We start from the raw sequence: 13,243 nt of genomic DNA, 5'->3' as shown, positions 1-13,243 counted from the left end.
CTCAGATCACATCCGGAAAACGCCGTAGGAAACATCGTCGAGCGGGGCCTGGGCGCACGCGCCGAGGGCCAGGCCGACGATGTCGCGCGTGTCGGCCGGGTCGATGACGCCGTCGTCCCACAGGCGCGCGGTGGAGTAGTAGGGGTTGCCCTGGTCTTCGTACTGCTGACGGATGGGCTCCTTGAAGGCGTCGGCGTCCTCGTCGCTCCACGGCGTGCCGGCCGCTTCGAGCTGGTCGCCGCGAACCGTCGCGAGCACCGACGCCGCCTGCTCGCCGCCCATGACGGAGATGCGGGCGTTCGGCCACATGAAGAGGAAACGCGGCGAGTACGCGCGACCGCACATCGAGTAGTTGCCCGCGCCGTACGAGCCGCCGATGACGACGGTGAGCTTGGGCACGCGGGCGCACGCGACGGCGGTGACCATCTTCGCGCCGTGTTTCGCGATGCCGCCGGCCTCGTACTCGCGCCCGACCATGAAGCCGGTGATGTTCTGCAGGAACAGCAGCGGCGTCTTCCGCTTGTCGGCGAGTTCGATGAAGTGCGCGCCCTTCTGGGCGCTCTCGCCGAAGAGAACACCGTTGTTCGCGATGATCGCGACGGGGTGGCCGTGGATGTGAGCGAAGCCCGTGACGAGCGTCTTGCCGTACTCGGCCTTGAACTCGTGGAACTCGCCGTCGTCGACGATGGTGTCGATGACGTCGTGCACGTCGTAGGGCGTGCGCAGGTCGACCGGCACGACGTCGTAGAGGCGCTCCTGGTCGTGCTTCGCGGGGCGCGGCTCCACCATGCGCCACGGAACCTCGGCCTTCGGGCCCAGGGTGCGCACGATGCTGCGCACGCGACGCAGCGCGTCGTGGTCGTCGTCGGCGAGGTGGTCGGTGACGCCGGAGGTCTTGGAGTGCAGGTCGCCACCGCCGAGATCCTCGGCCGTGACCACTTCACCCGTGGCAGCCTTCACCAGCGGTGGACCGCCGAGGAAGATCGTGCCCTGATTGCGCACGATGACGGTCTCGTCGCTCATCGCCGGAACGTAGGCACCGCCTGCGGTGCACGAGCCCATGACCGAGGCGATCTGCGGAATGCCCTTTGCCGACAGGGTCGCCTGGTTGTAGAAGATGCGGCCGAAGTGCTCGCGGTCGGGGAACACCTCGTCCTGCTTGGGCAGGAACGCGCCGCCGGAGTCGACGAGGTAGATGCACGGCAGGTGGTTGTCGCGGGCGATCTCCTGTGCGCGCAGGTGCTTCTTCACCGTCATCGGGTAGTAGGTGCCGCCCTTGACGGTGGCGTCGTTGGCGACGATGACGCACTCGCGTCCCTCGACGCGCCCGATGCCACCGATGACGCCAGCGCCGGGGCACTCGTCGTCGTACATGCCGTCGGCGGCGAGCGCGCCGATCTCGAGGAAGGGGCTGCCCGGGTCGAGGAGCGTTTCGACGCGGTCGCGCGGCAGCAGCTTGCCGCGGCTGACGTGACGCTCGCGGGCCTGGTCGCTGCCACCGCGTGCTGCGGTGCGGAGTTTGCCGTCGAGCTCCTCGAGCAGGCGCTGGTGCTCTGCTCGGTTCGCGGCTTGATCGAGGGCCATGCGTTCGCTCCCCGGTGTCGGTGGGTCGGAAGGCGGTCGGGGCGAGTGACGTCACGTCGCATCCGTGCGCGCCGTTGAGCACGTCGTGACGTGGGTCACTCGCGAACTCAGTTAATCACAATTAACTGAAATGTGGGACTCCGCGCGAGTGTCGACTCGACGGGCATGCGAAACGGCCCCGAACCGTGAGGGTTAGGGGCCGTCCGGGGGTGGGCTTCAGGGTGTGATGCCGAAGCCGCCGCTGCTGCCGCCAGAACTATGCGTGCCGTAGTAACTGATGCTGCTTCCCTCGCCTTGGCGGGTGCTCGCCGGCCCCGTGCCGCCACCTGGTCCGAAGTGGACGGTGACGGGGTGATCCTCTTCGAGGAAGCGCTGTTCGGCGTCGTTGCCGAAGCCGTCTGGGCTGGAGCGAATCGTGCGGCGCTTGCGGTCCTTGTTCCATGCGAGCGCGAGTGTGATCACGATGGCGGCGATGACGATCGACCAGAACACCATGGTGTGTGCCTTTCCTCGTGTCCGGTACCACGACCGGCTCTTGAGGGGAGCGTAACGCCGTCGCGATCGGGGCGGAACGGTACGAGTGGTCACGGTTTTGTGTCGCCACGTGCGCGTTGTCGCGGCTCGGAGCCGCGCGGCGACGCGGTGCGAGGAAGGTCGCCGCTCGTGGAGCTGTCGCTCCGACCCCGTCCAGCAGCATCGGTAGAACATGGTGTGATGCCCGCGTGGACATCGACATTCGCGAAGAGACTGCGGCAGACGCTCCCGCCGTGCGGCAACTCGCCGCCGAGGCGTTCGCGGCCGCCGAGCACAGCGCCCCGCCTGTTGGGGCGGACGGCGTGCCGGGGGAGGCCACGCTCGTCGGTTGGCTGCGAGACACCGACGCGTACGAGTCCGAGTTCGCACTCGTTGCGAGCGACGAAGGCGCGACGGTGGGCTAAGCCGTCGCGACGTGGGGAGACCTCGACGGCGCGCCCGTCCTCGGCGTTGGCCCGATCGCCGTCGCGCCGACCTTCCAGGGGCGCGGCGTAGGCTCGTCGCTCATGCGTGAGCTCTTGAGGCGGGCGGCCGAGCGCTGCGAGCGGGTCGTCGTCCTGCTCGGTGATCCCGCGTATTACAGCCGCTTCGGTTTCGCTCCCGCGTCGCGTTTCGGCATCGTCGCCGACCCGGCGTGGGGTGCGTACTTCCAGGCGTGCGCGCTCGGCGTCGAACCCGACGTTCCGAGCGGCACGTACACCTACGCGGAGCCTTTCGCTCGTCTCGGGTGAGGACCGCGGAGGGCGGGTTGGGCCGAGGGTGCCCGTGACGGGCAGACCAGCTTCGGTCAATATTCCTCGATCATCGTGATTGCGACGCGGTCACCCACCCGGAGGGCGCCTGGGGACTGGCAATTTCTCGCCGTACGCGAACGTCCATCGACCCAGTGTCCGTCTCTCGTCGCCGACAGTCTTCTCCTCGTGCATCTCGGTGAGGCGAGCCTCTGTGCGCGCGTAACGGCGAACCAGTCGTATGCGCTCAGGGTGGTCGGTCGCTTGCCGCCTCGTCAGGGTGACGCTGCCGTCGTCGGTGGCCGTGACGACGAACTCCTCCGTTGACCGCTTGCCCGGCGGGGGTGAGCAGGCGTCGGAGACTGTGGCGAAGGCGACCACGTGATCGGGGTCGCGCAAGGGCTTGCCCTCTCGTTCTACGACGAGGAGTTCGCCGTCACGTTGGATGAACGCCTTCGTGTGTGAGCAGTCGACGTATGTCACGAGCGTGGTGTCCTGCGAGAGAGCGTCGTCGCGATACATCTTCGTCGTCGTGACGGTCCCGGCCCGCTGGGCGGCCGCCGCGTCGAGCCGATCGAGTTGGTCCACGGTGAACACATCCCCCTTGCGCACCTTGCTCAGGTCCAAAAGCGGACCTGCGGCGCCCGGGCCGGACGATGCGTGTGCTGACAGCCTCGTCGATCCGTCGGTGGGAGTGTCAACCTTGAGGGCTCGCGGCTGCCCGTCGCTGCTCGCTGCGGTGCAACTCGTCAGGGCCAGGGTCGTTGCCACGAGTTCGACCGTGCGGGCCTCCGCTGTTCTCTTGCTCGTCGCCGAGGACGATCGATGTGTCAGGGCCATGGTCCGCCGCCTTCCGTGCGCTCGCGTGCTTCGTGAGACAACCTCTTCGCGCCCCCGCAACGGCGTTCGGTCCCCTGGGCGCGCGCTGGCGTGTCCACGGTTCACATGTCGTTTCGGTTAACTGTGCTTAACTGAAATCTCCAGCGACCGAGAGCGAGACGGCTATGACGGCGACCGACGCGGCGGCGGACACGCGCACCGCCCGCGAACGCAGCAAGGCCGAGCGTCGTCAGCAGATCCTCGACGCCGCGGCCGAACTCATCGCCGACCGTGGTCTCGCCGGCGTCCGGCTCGAAGACCTCGGCAAGGCCGTCGGCATCAGTGGCCCGGCGGTCTACCGACACTTCGCCAACAAGGAAGCCGTTCTCGAGGAGCTCCTTGTCGGCATCAGTGAGTACCTCCTCACCCACGGCTCTGCGGTCGTCGAGGCGGCACCAACGCCGCAGGCCGCGCTCGAATCGCTCGTCGACTTCCACATCGACTTCTCCTTGACGAAGCCGGCACTCATCCGGGTGCAGGGGCGCGATCTCGCGAGCCTCGACGCCGACGCCCGCCACACGGTGCGTCAGTTGCAGCGCCGCTATGTCGAGATCTGGGTGCGCGTTCTGTGCGCTCTCGACCCCGAACTCTCCGTCGAGAGCGCACGCATCAAGGCGCATGCCGGGTTCGGCGCCCTCAACTCGACACCGCATTCCAGTGGCCGCACGGCCCCCCTCGCCGAGTCTCAGGGGGAGCGCACCCGCGCCGTCCTGCGTCAGATGGCGCTCGCCGCGCTCACGCCGTCGCGCTGAGACGGCCGAAGAATTTCGGTTAACAACCATTAACTGAACCCTTGTGATGTGGTTCACTGGCCGGACCGACCTGTGACCCCCGTCACCGTGCGCGTGCCCGGACGCCGCGCCGAAAGGGAGCTGACGATGACCGAAACGCTGGACGCCGCACTCAGCCACACGCGCGGTGAGACGGACACCCCGTTGATCGAGCAGACGATCGGCGACAACCTCGACGCCACCGTCGAGACCTACGCCGATCACGAGGCGCTCGTCGACATCGAGAGTGGCCGTCGCTGGACCTACGGCGAGTTCCTCGCCGACGTCGAGACGCTCGCTGCGGGCCTGCTCGAAGCCGGCGTCGAGAAGGGCGATCGCGTCGGTATCTGGGCGCCCAACTGTCCCGAATGGACCTTGACGCAGTACGCCACCGCGAAGATCGGCGCCGTCCTCGTCAACATCAACCCGGCCTACCGCAGCCACGAACTCAAGTACGTGCTCGAGCAGGCGGGCATCTCCACCCTCATCTCGATGCCGAAGTTCAAGACGAGCAACTACGCGCGCATGATCGAGCAGGTCAAGGACGAGTCCGAGCAGTTGGCGCGCATCGTTTTCATCGGTAAGCAGACCTGGGACGACCTCTTCGCCGCCGGGCGCGACGCGGGGGAGCGCGGCGTCGCCGCCGTCCGCGAGATACAGGCCGGTCTCGACAACGGCGAGGCCATCAACATCCAGTACACGAGCGGCACGACGGGCTTCCCCAAGGGCGCGACGCTGAGCCACCGCAACATCCTCAACAACGGCTTCTTCGTCGGCGAGCTGTGCAGCTACACAGCCGACGACCGCGTCTGCATCCCGGTGCCCTTCTACCACTGCTTCGGCATGGTCATGGGCAACCTCGCGTGCACGACGCACGGCGCCGCCATGATCATCCCCGCGCCCGGTTTCGACCCGGTCATCTCCCTGCGAACCGTCGAGGCCGAGCGCTGCACGAGCCTCTACGGCGTCCCGACGATGTTCATCGCCGAACTGGCCCTCGACAACTTCGACGAGTTCGACCTCACGAGCCTGCGCACCGGCATCATGGCCGGCTCGCCGTGCCCGGAGCACACGATGCGCCAGGTGATGGAGAAGATGCACATGGAGGAGGTCTCCATCTGTTACGGCATGACGGAGACCTCGCCGGTGTCGCTGCAGACGCGTAAGAACGACACCGTCGCGCAGCGCACGCAGACGGTCGGCCGCGTCGGTCCGCACCTCGAGGTGAGCATCGTCGACCCCGTGACCAACGAGGTCGTCGGCCGCGGCGAGCCCGGCGAGCTGTGCACCAAGGGCTACTCGGTGATGCTCGGCTACTGGGAGCAGGACGACAAGACGGCCGAGGCGATCGTCGACGGCTGGATGCACACCGGCGACCTCGGCGTCATGGACGAGGACGGCTACGTCGCCATCACCGGGCGCATCAAGGACATGGTGATCCGCGGTGGCGAGAACATCTACCCGCGTGAGATCGAGGAGTTCCTCTACAACCACCCGGACATCGTCGACGCGCAGGTCATCGGCGTGCCCGACGAGCGCTTCGGCGAGGAACTCATGGCGTGCGTGCGCCTGCGGGACGGCGCCGAGGAGCTCACAGCGGAGTCGCTACGCGAGTACAGCAGCGGCAAGCTCGCCCACTACAAGGTGCCGCGCTACGTGCGTGTCATGGACGAGTTCCCCATGACGGTGACGGGCAAGATCCGCAAGATCGAGCTGCGCGAGCAGGCCTCGGAGTACATGAAGTGACGCCGGTCGCCAGCGCGCGAGCAGCCTTTGGGTTCGCTCGCGCGCCGGCATCCGCTAGGTTCGCCGCGTGCAGATCGTCCTCGTTCACCCGCAGATCGCGCCCAACACGGGCAACGTCATCCGGCTTGCGGCGAACGTCGGGGCGAGCCTGCATCTCGTCGAGCCGCTGGGCTTCTCGATGGACCACCGTCTCCTGCGCCGCGGCGGGCTCGACTACCACGAGCTGACGGAGGTGCACGTTCATGCCGACCTCGATTCAGCCCGCGAGGCGTGCCCGGGCCGGTGGTTGGCGCTGACCTCCCGTGGCGCTCGTCGGTATGACGAGGTCGACTACCGCAGCGACGACGTTCTCGTCTTCGGCTGTGAGGCAACCGGTTTGCCTGACGAAGTGCTCGCTACCTTCGCTACGGGCGAGCGTGTGCACCTGCCGATGGCGCCGGGTAACCGAAGCCTCAACCTCGCAAATGCCGTCGCCGTCGTCGCCTACGAGGCGTGGCGTCACCTCGGCTTCGAGGGAGCGGGCGGGGCGGCCACGAGCATCGAGGCGATTGCGGCGCAGCCCCTCGACTGAGGCTGTCACGACTCGCGTCGCCCACCCCTGCGAGTGGTTGTGAACGCCGGTGGCGCCTGGCAGGATTGGCGAATGGCCGACTCGATGCCCCTGCCCCGCGCACCCAAGGTGCTCGCCATCGTCCAAGCCGGCGGAAAGGGCTCCCGCATGGGAGCGCTCACTGCCGACCGCGCGAAGCCGGCTCTGCCTTTCGGAGGTACTCACCAACTCATCGACATCACCCTGTCGAACGTCGCCAACTCGGGCATCGGCTCGGTGTGGGTTTCAGTGCAGTACCAGGCCGGTTCACTCGACGAGCACCTCCAGCACGGGCGGCCGTGGGATCTCGACCGCAACGTCGGCGGCTTCCGGCGCGTCGTGCCCGACGAGGTCGACGCCGTGCGCACCGGTGGCTTCGCAGCGGGTAACGCGGACGACCTCTACCGCATCCGCCGGGAGATCGAGCGCGAGGACGCCGACGTCGTCGTTGTCCTGAGCGCCGACCAGATCTTCGCCCTCGACCTGCGCGACGTCATCGCGGCTCACCTCGAGACCGGGGCCGCCTGCACCATCGTCACCACGCAGGTGTCGCGCTCGCAGGCCTCCGACAAGGCCGTCGTCATCACGGACGCCACCGGCAAGGTGACGCGCGTCGCGGAGAAGCCCGAGAACCCGGAGAGCACGACCATCTCGGCGGAGATCTTCGTGTACGAGAAGGACGCACTCCTCTCGGGCCTCGACAAGGCCGAGAAGGCCACCCGCCCTGACGACGGGAAGGGTGAGGACGTCGTCGACGAGACCGGCCTCGGTGACTTCGCGGAGCACCTGCTGCCGCAGATCATCGCGGACGGCCCGGTGCGCACCTACCCGCTCGAGGGGTACTGGAAGGACATGGGGCGTCCGGAGCTGTACCTCGCGGCACACCGTGACCTCGTGCGCGGCGTCGTGCGTGTCTTCGACGACGTCGACTGGCCGATGCGGACGCTCGCGACGAACAGGGGCGCCGCGCGGGTCCGTGCGGGGGCCGTGGTCGCGGAGAGCGTCATCTCGCCCGGATGCGACATCGCCGGGACGGTGCGGGGCTCGACGCTCGGCCCCGGCGTCGTCGTGCGCGAAGGCGCCGTGGTCGAGGACAGCGTCATCTTCGACGCGTGCGTCATCGAGCGTGATGCCGTGGTGAGCACGTCCATCCTCGACGCGAACGTCGCCGTCCGCGCGGGCGTTCGCGTGGGAACGTCGAGCGCCGGTAAGCGAGCCCACGACGACGCGATCGCCGTAGTGGGGCACGACAGTGTGGTGCGATCCGATGTCGTGGCAGGGAGCCAGATCGACCCGGGAAGCACCGTCGCCTGAGGCGCTGACATTGCCGCTCACCTGTGGACAACGACGCCTGCGCAGCGTTGTCCACAGGCCCGAAGGCTGCTCTCGGCAGCGACGAGCCGCGTCGCTCTAGCGTCGGACCATGACGTTCCTCGACGACACCCAGATCCAGGAGGGCGGCGCCGACTTCATTGTGTTCGGTGTGCTCTTCCTCGCCCCCGTCGTGCTGTTCGGCGGCCTGACGCTCTGGCTCATCACGTCACATGCTGCGATGACGAGCCTGCGCAAACGGCCGAGGCTTCTCGTCGACACGTTCGACGGGTGGCGCCGCTGGCGCACGCTCGTCTGGGCACTGCCGGTGCTGGGCCCGCTCGTCTACTTCGTCGCCTGGGTGTCTCGTCGCTCGCAACTGATGCCCGAGCAGTTCGAGGCAGCGCGTGAGCCGTTTCCGGACATGCCGCCGATCCGCGGTTTCGTGCCGCCGACACCGATGCAGCCGCCGCCGGGGTACCTCCCGCGCCCTGGCTCCGTTCCACCGGCACCGAACGACCCGTGGCAGCCGCCCAGCGACGGAAGCCAGGTCAGGTGAAGAGGAAGTCGATCGCGTCGGGCCGTGTGAGGCGCTGTTCGTACTCGCCGACGCCCCCGGGCCACAGGGTGCGGTTCTCTCCGTCGTCATCGAGGTACCAGGACGTGCAGCCGCCTTGGCGCCACACGGATCGTTCGCTGCGATCGCGCATCTCGCGCGTGAAGGCGGGCACGAGTTCGGGGCGCACCTCGACCGATGACGCTCCGCGGCGGTCGCGCTCGTCGAGCAACCGCATGACGTGGGCGATCTGCGCTTCGACCATGAGCAGAACGCTCGTGTGACCGAGGCCGGTGTTCGGTCCGAGCAGCATGAAGAGGTTGGGGAAGCCCGCCATCGTCACGCCGAGGTAGGACTCGACGCCGCTCTGCCACTCCTCGGCGAACGAACGACCGTCACGTCCGGCGATCTGCAGGTGCGCGTAGGAACCCTTGGGGTCGAAGCCGGTGGCGAGCACGAGCGCGTCGAGCTCGTGGACGGTGCCCTCCTCGGTGACGACGCCGTCGGGCATGACGGCGACGATCGGCTCGGTGACGACGCTGACGTCCTCGCGCACGAGAGCGGGGTAGTAGGTGTCGGAGAGGACCACGCGCTTGCACCCCATTGTGTAATCGGGGGTGAGTTTGCGGCGCAGGTCCGGGTCCTTCACCTGGTTCTTGAGGTGTCGTGACGCTTCGCGCGAGGCGATCTCGAGCAGCTTGGGTTGGCTGTCGAACGCGACGGCACGCAGATCGTTCTTTCGGCGTAACGCCTCACGGTGAACGCGCATGAGGGCGGGGTGGCGGCGGAAACGGTCGATCGTCGCGTCGGAGTACTCGTCGTTGTTCTGCGGCATGATCCACGGCGCGCTGCGCTGGAAGACGGTGAGGTGCTCGGCGTCCTCGGCGAGCGGCGGGATGCACTGCACGGCAGACGCGCCGGTGCCGATGATGCCGACGCGGCGGCCGAACATCGACGTCTCCTGCGGCCATGACGCGGTGTGGATGAGTTCGCCGCCGAAGGTGTGCAGACCGTCGATGAGCGGGATGTGCGGCATGTGCAGTGCTCCGACGCCGAGCACGAGGGCTCGGGCCGTGACGACGGAGACGGAGCCGTCGCTTCCCATCGAGGTGACCTGCCACGTGCCGGAGGCGTCGTCGTAGGCCGCGGCCTGCATCCACGAGTCGAACCGCACGTGCTCACGCAGGCCGTGCTTCTCGACGACCGAAAGCAGGTAGTCCTGGATGACGTCGCCGCTCGAGTACGTGTGTGACCAGTACGGGTTGAGGTCGAAGCTGAACGAGTACAGATGGCTGGGCACGTCGCAAGCGACGCCGGGGTAGCGGTTCTCGCGCCACGTGCCGCCGATCTCGTCACCCTTCTCGAGGATGACGAAGCTGCGTCCAGCGGCCTTCAGGGCAACGGCCATGCCGATGCCGGAGAACCCGCTTCCGACGACGACGACGTCCACTTCGGCCACTGCACTCACGCATTCCAACCTAACGGTCTGTGCGCGCCGGGGACGGTACCGACACTGCCCGGTGGCCGCCCGATGTGTGCGGCGTCAGTCGAGATCGACGATGACAGGCGCGTGGTCGCTCGCGCCCTTGCCCTTGCGCTCGTCACGGTCGATCTGCGCGCCCTCGACGCGTTCGGCGAGCGCGGGGGAGCACAGGGCGAAGTCGATGCGCATGCCCTGCTTCTTCGGGAAGCGGAGCTGCGTGTAGTCCCAGTACGTGTAGGTGCCCGGGCCGGGGGTGAAGGGGCGCACGACGTCGCTGAAACCTGCGTCGATCATGGCCTGGAACGCGTCCCGCTCGGGCGGTGTGACGTGGGTCTTGCCTTCGAAGAAGCCCATGTCCCACACGTCCTCGTCGGTGGGGGCGATGTTCCAGTCGCCCATGAGCGCGATCTGGGCCAACGGATCCTCGGCGAGCCACTTCGCACCGTCGAGACGGAGCCGTTCGAGCCACTCGAGTTTGTAGGAGTAGTGCGGGTGGTCGATCTCGCGGCCGTTGGGCACGTAGAGCGACCAGGCGCGCACGCCGCCGCAGGTCGCGCCGATGGCGCGGGCCTCGGCCGCGATCGGGTCACCGAAACCCGGCATGTCCTCGAAGCCGATCGAGATGTCCTCGAGCCCGACGCGGGAGGCGATGGCGACGCCGTTCCACTGGTTGAGGCCGTGGTGGGCCACCTCGTAGCCGGCCTCTTCGAAGCGCGCCATGGGGAACTGCTCGTCCTTGCACTTCGTCTCCTGCATGGCGAGCACGTCGACGTCGTGACGCTCGAGGAAGGCGACGACGCGGTCGACGCGGGTGCGGATGGAGTTGACGTTCCACGTGGCGATTCGCATGCCCCAACCCTAGAACGCGCCGCCGACACCCCCGAAAAGCAGGTGTCCTACATGTACTCCGTCCCATCCGCCCCATCGACCGTGACGGGGAGGCTCTCCTGGAAATAGGTGAGGGGATGCGCGGCGAACGCTCCCTTTCGGGGATCCCGGATGCGCACTGGGCGGTTGTGGATCCACGGGCCGTACACGTGCTCCCCACCTCGATCGGGGTGTCGCCAAGCAATCAGTGTTGCCCAGGCGTCCTGTGGGGTGAAGGGGCACAAGGGAATGTCGGCCCAAACGGTGAGTTGCCACGAGCGAGCTGCGTTCGGGGTCAGATACATGTCACCGACTCCTGCGCAACGCACCTGATGGGGAGATCGGCGGATGGCCGCAAGGCAGTCCGTCACCCTTGCCGCCTCGACGACGAAGGTGGACAGGGAGATGTCCGTGACGCCAATGGTGAGCAGTGCTCCCGTCGGAGACTTGTGCGGCTGGTAGTCCCCGAGGTCGTCAAGGTCCGTCATTTGGTTGGCATCTTCCCTCCGGGTGGTTCCCTCGGCTTCCTCCCCGCCGCCCAAGGGCATCGATCCAAGGTGGGTAGCGGCGGGCATGCCGCTCAATGACCTTTCATGTGATCTGCGTCATGGGCGAAGTCTAGGGTTCCGGATGACCCGAATTGACCCGTTGCGCTCGCCTCTCGCATGTCAGAGTGAAGCCATGACAACAGCACTCGTCACGGGAGCCAGCGCCGGGATCGGCCGGGAATTCTGCGAACAACTCGCCGCACGTGGGCACGACCTCGTCGTCGTGGCCCGACGGGCCGAGCGGCTCGAGGAGATCAAGGCCGAGATCGAGGCCCGCCACGGCGTGAAGGTCGAGGTGCTCGCAGCCGACCTCGCCGTCGCGGACGACCTGCGCCGCGTCGCCGAGCGCGTGGGTCGACGTGACGAACCCGTCGACGTCCTCGTCAACAACGCCGGCTTCGGCGTGAAGACCTCGTTCCTCGACACTCCTGTCGAGAAGGAGATCGAGTCGGTCGACGTCATGGTCAAGGCCGTCGTCGTGCTCACCCATGCCGCGGCGGGCGCGATGGTCGAGCGCCGGCGCGGCACCGTCATCAACGTGTCGTCGGTCGCGAGCTTCATGGCGAGCGGCACGTACTCGGCCGCCAAGTCGTACGTCACCGTGTTCAGCGAGTCCATCGCGGCGCAGCTGCACGGCACGGGTGTCACCGTCACCGCGCTGTGCCCCGGCTTCACACACACGGAGTTCCACGAGCGCGGCGAGATCCCCGTCGACAAGACCAGCCCGCTGGCCAAGCGGCTGTGGCTCGACGTCGATCGGCTCGTGCGCGACGGCCTCGCCGACGTCGACGCAGGCAAGGTCGTTTCCGTACCCGGCCGCCAGTACAAGGCCATTACCGGCCTGCTGCGCGTCGTGCCGCGCCCGCTCGTGCGCAGTCCGCGTCTGAGCAACCGCCACCGCCCGCGCGACTGACGTTTCCTAGAATCGCTGCCATGACGAACATCGACGCCGATCGCGCCGCGCTGCTGCAGCTCATCAAGGACCAGGCCATCGTCCACGGAAAGGTGACGCTGAGCTCCGGCAAGGAGGCCGACTACTACGTCGACCTGCGCCGTATCTCACTCTCCGGTGAGGCCGCGCCTCTCGTCGGTCGCGTCATGCGCGACCTGACGTCCGACTTCGACTACGTCGCCGTCGGTGGCCTGACGCTCGGCGCCGACCCGGTCGCCACGTCGATGCTCCACGCCGCGGCCGCCGCAGGTGAGCGTGTCGACGCGTTCGTCGTCCGCAAGGCGGGCAAGGCGCACGGTCTGCAGCAGCGCATCGAGGGCCCCTCGATCAAGGGCCGCCGCGTGCTCGTCGTCGAGGACACGACGACGACCGGCGCGTCGCCGCTCGAAGCCGTCGCGGCGTGCCGTGAGGAGGGCGCCGAGGTGGTCGGTGTCGCGACGATCGCCGACCGCGCCACGGGCTCCAAGGAGAAGATCGAGGCCGAGGGCCTCACCTACGTCAGCGCGTTCTCGATGGAGGATCTCGGCCTCGCGTAAGGCTGCCCTTCTGGGACGAAAGCCCCCTCCCACGAGGGCGGATTCTCGTGGTCCTCGTAACACCTGATTGATCACGTGGTTTGAAGTAGATCACGCAGGCGCTCGGCTGGGTTGTCCCAGTTGAGCGTTTTGCGTGGGCGCCCGTTGAGCTCGGCAG

14 protein-coding genes and 1 pseudogene are annotated in these 13,243 nt (G+C 67.7%); 9 read left to right on the top strand and 6 right to left on the bottom strand.

Annotated elements, in window-relative coordinates; all coding sequences use genetic code 11:
• Positions 1-6: 6 nt before the first annotated feature.
• Together D1832_RS12855 and D1832_RS12850 are read right to left on the bottom strand one after the other, a co-directional pair.
• On the bottom strand, positions 7-1,584 hold the full coding sequence (locus D1832_RS12855; protein WP_118914573.1) for a carboxyl transferase domain-containing protein: 1,578 nt from the start codon (positions 1,582-1,584) through the stop codon (positions 7-9).
• Positions 1,585-1,800: 216 nt separating this feature from the next.
• Positions 1,801-2,079: a hypothetical protein gene (locus D1832_RS12850; protein WP_118914571.1), complete on the bottom strand. Its 279-nt coding sequence runs from the start codon at positions 2,077-2,079 to the stop codon at positions 1,801-1,803.
• 227 nt (positions 2,080-2,306) lie between these two features.
• Between D1832_RS12850 and D1832_RS12845 the strand changes: the two genes are divergently transcribed.
• Together D1832_RS12845 and D1832_RS12840 are read left to right on the top strand one after the other, a co-directional pair.
• Positions 2,307-2,522 (top strand): hypothetical protein, encoded by a 216-nt coding sequence (locus D1832_RS12845; RefSeq protein ID WP_118914569.1) that lies wholly within the window; start codon positions 2,307-2,309, stop codon positions 2,520-2,522.
• Positions 2,523-2,564: 42 nt separating this feature from the next.
• Positions 2,565-2,849: pseudogene (locus D1832_RS12840) on the top strand (GNAT family N-acetyltransferase); the annotation flags it as partial.
• 90 nt (positions 2,850-2,939) lie between these two features.
• On the opposite strand, the gene D1832_RS12835 reads toward D1832_RS12840, so the two are convergent.
• Positions 2,940-3,689, bottom strand: coding sequence for a hypothetical protein (locus D1832_RS12835; protein WP_118914565.1), 750 nt, complete (start codon positions 3,687-3,689; stop codon positions 2,940-2,942).
• A gap of 164 nt (positions 3,690-3,853) precedes the next feature.
• On the opposite strand from D1832_RS12835, the gene D1832_RS12830 reads away from it, so the two are divergent.
• The 5 genes from D1832_RS12830 to D1832_RS12810 all read left to right on the top strand — a co-directional run bounded on the left by D1832_RS12830 (position 3,854) and on the right by D1832_RS12810 (position 8,703).
• Entirely contained in the window at positions 3,854-4,480 is a 627-nt protein-coding gene (locus tag D1832_RS12830; protein ID WP_118914563.1) for an SACE_7040 family transcriptional regulator, read from the top strand.
• A 126-nt stretch (positions 4,481-4,606) separates the two neighbouring features.
• On the top strand, positions 4,607-6,244 hold the full coding sequence (locus tag D1832_RS12825) for an AMP-binding protein (protein WP_118914561.1): 1,638 nt from the start codon (positions 4,607-4,609) through the stop codon (positions 6,242-6,244).
• A gap of 67 nt (positions 6,245-6,311) precedes the next feature.
• Positions 6,312-6,815, top strand: coding sequence for a tRNA (cytidine(34)-2'-O)-methyltransferase (locus D1832_RS12820; protein ID WP_118914559.1), 504 nt, complete (start codon positions 6,312-6,314; stop codon positions 6,813-6,815).
• Positions 6,816-6,887: 72 nt separating this feature from the next.
• On the top strand, positions 6,888-8,147 hold the full coding sequence (locus D1832_RS12815; protein ID WP_118914558.1) for a glucose-1-phosphate adenylyltransferase family protein: 1,260 nt from the start codon (positions 6,888-6,890) through the stop codon (positions 8,145-8,147).
• 109 nt (positions 8,148-8,256) lie between these two features.
• A complete protein-coding gene (locus D1832_RS12810) occupies positions 8,257-8,703 on the top strand; it encodes a hypothetical protein (RefSeq protein ID WP_118914556.1) in 447 nt (148 codons plus the stop codon).
• Here the strand turns inward: D1832_RS12810 and D1832_RS12805 are convergent.
• The 3 genes from D1832_RS12805 to D1832_RS12795 all read right to left on the bottom strand — a co-directional run bounded on the left by D1832_RS12805 (position 8,696) and on the right by D1832_RS12795 (position 11,538).
• A complete protein-coding gene (locus tag D1832_RS12805; protein ID WP_118914554.1) occupies positions 8,696-10,168 on the bottom strand; it encodes a flavin-containing monooxygenase in 1,473 nt (490 codons plus the stop codon). The genes D1832_RS12810 and D1832_RS12805 overlap by 8 nt on opposite strands.
• 75 nt (positions 10,169-10,243) lie before the next feature.
• On the bottom strand, positions 10,244-11,032 hold the full coding sequence (locus D1832_RS12800) for an exodeoxyribonuclease III (protein ID WP_118914552.1): 789 nt from the start codon (positions 11,030-11,032) through the stop codon (positions 10,244-10,246).
• Positions 11,033-11,079: 47 nt separating this feature from the next.
• The gene (locus tag D1832_RS12795) at positions 11,080-11,538 is read right to left on the bottom strand and encodes a hypothetical protein (RefSeq protein WP_147362706.1); all 459 of its coding nucleotides are present in this window, start codon (positions 11,536-11,538) and stop codon (positions 11,080-11,082) included.
• A 193-nt stretch (positions 11,539-11,731) separates the two neighbouring features.
• Here D1832_RS12795 and D1832_RS12790 point away from each other — a divergent pair, with 193 nt between their 5' ends.
• Both D1832_RS12790 and pyrE read left to right on the top strand, forming a co-directional pair.
• Complete coding sequence (locus tag D1832_RS12790; protein ID WP_047310468.1) at positions 11,732-12,511, top strand: SDR family NAD(P)-dependent oxidoreductase; 780 nt, start codon at positions 11,732-11,734, stop codon at positions 12,509-12,511.
• Between the two features lie 20 nt (positions 12,512-12,531).
• Positions 12,532-13,086 (top strand): orotate phosphoribosyltransferase, encoded by a 555-nt coding sequence (gene pyrE, locus D1832_RS12785; protein ID WP_118914548.1) that lies wholly within the window; start codon positions 12,532-12,534, stop codon positions 13,084-13,086.
• The last annotated feature ends 157 nt before the right edge of the window (positions 13,087-13,243 follow it).

This window comes from Dermacoccus abyssi (assembly GCF_003515945.1).
GTDB lineage: Bacteria > Actinomycetota > Actinomycetes > Actinomycetales > Dermatophilaceae > Dermacoccus > Dermacoccus abyssi.
The sequence above is the reverse complement of the archived record's forward strand: the minus strand, read 5'-3'. Positions and strand labels throughout refer to the sequence as shown.

Bases quoted from the DNA above. Each gene is read 5' to 3' on its own strand.
- pyrE (WP_118914548.1), top strand. From the start codon at position 12,532: ATGACGAACATCGACGCCGATCGCGCCGCGCTGCTGCAGCTCATCAAG.
- D1832_RS12790 (WP_047310468.1), top strand. From the start codon at position 11,732: ATGACAACAGCACTCGTCACGGGAGCCAGCGCCGGGATCGGCCGGGAA.
- D1832_RS12800 (WP_118914552.1), bottom strand. From the start codon at position 11,032: ATGCGAATCGCCACGTGGAACGTCAACTCCATCCGCACCCGCGTCGAC.
- D1832_RS12815 (WP_118914558.1), top strand. From the start codon at position 6,888: ATGGCCGACTCGATGCCCCTGCCCCGCGCACCCAAGGTGCTCGCCATC.
- D1832_RS12795 (WP_147362706.1), bottom strand. From the start codon at position 11,538: ATGACGGACCTTGACGACCTCGGGGACTACCAGCCGCACAAGTCTCCG.
- D1832_RS12810 (WP_118914556.1), top strand. From the start codon at position 8,257: ATGACGTTCCTCGACGACACCCAGATCCAGGAGGGCGGCGCCGACTTC.
- D1832_RS12830 (WP_118914563.1), top strand. From the start codon at position 3,854: ATGACGGCGACCGACGCGGCGGCGGACACGCGCACCGCCCGCGAACGC.
- D1832_RS12850 (WP_118914571.1), bottom strand. From the start codon at position 2,079: ATGGTGTTCTGGTCGATCGTCATCGCCGCCATCGTGATCACACTCGCG.
- D1832_RS12835 (WP_118914565.1), bottom strand. From the start codon at position 3,689: ATGGCCCTGACACATCGATCGTCCTCGGCGACGAGCAAGAGAACAGCG.
- D1832_RS12855 (WP_118914573.1), bottom strand. From the start codon at position 1,584: ATGGCCCTCGATCAAGCCGCGAACCGAGCAGAGCACCAGCGCCTGCTC.
- D1832_RS12825 (WP_118914561.1), top strand. From the start codon at position 4,607: ATGACCGAAACGCTGGACGCCGCACTCAGCCACACGCGCGGTGAGACG.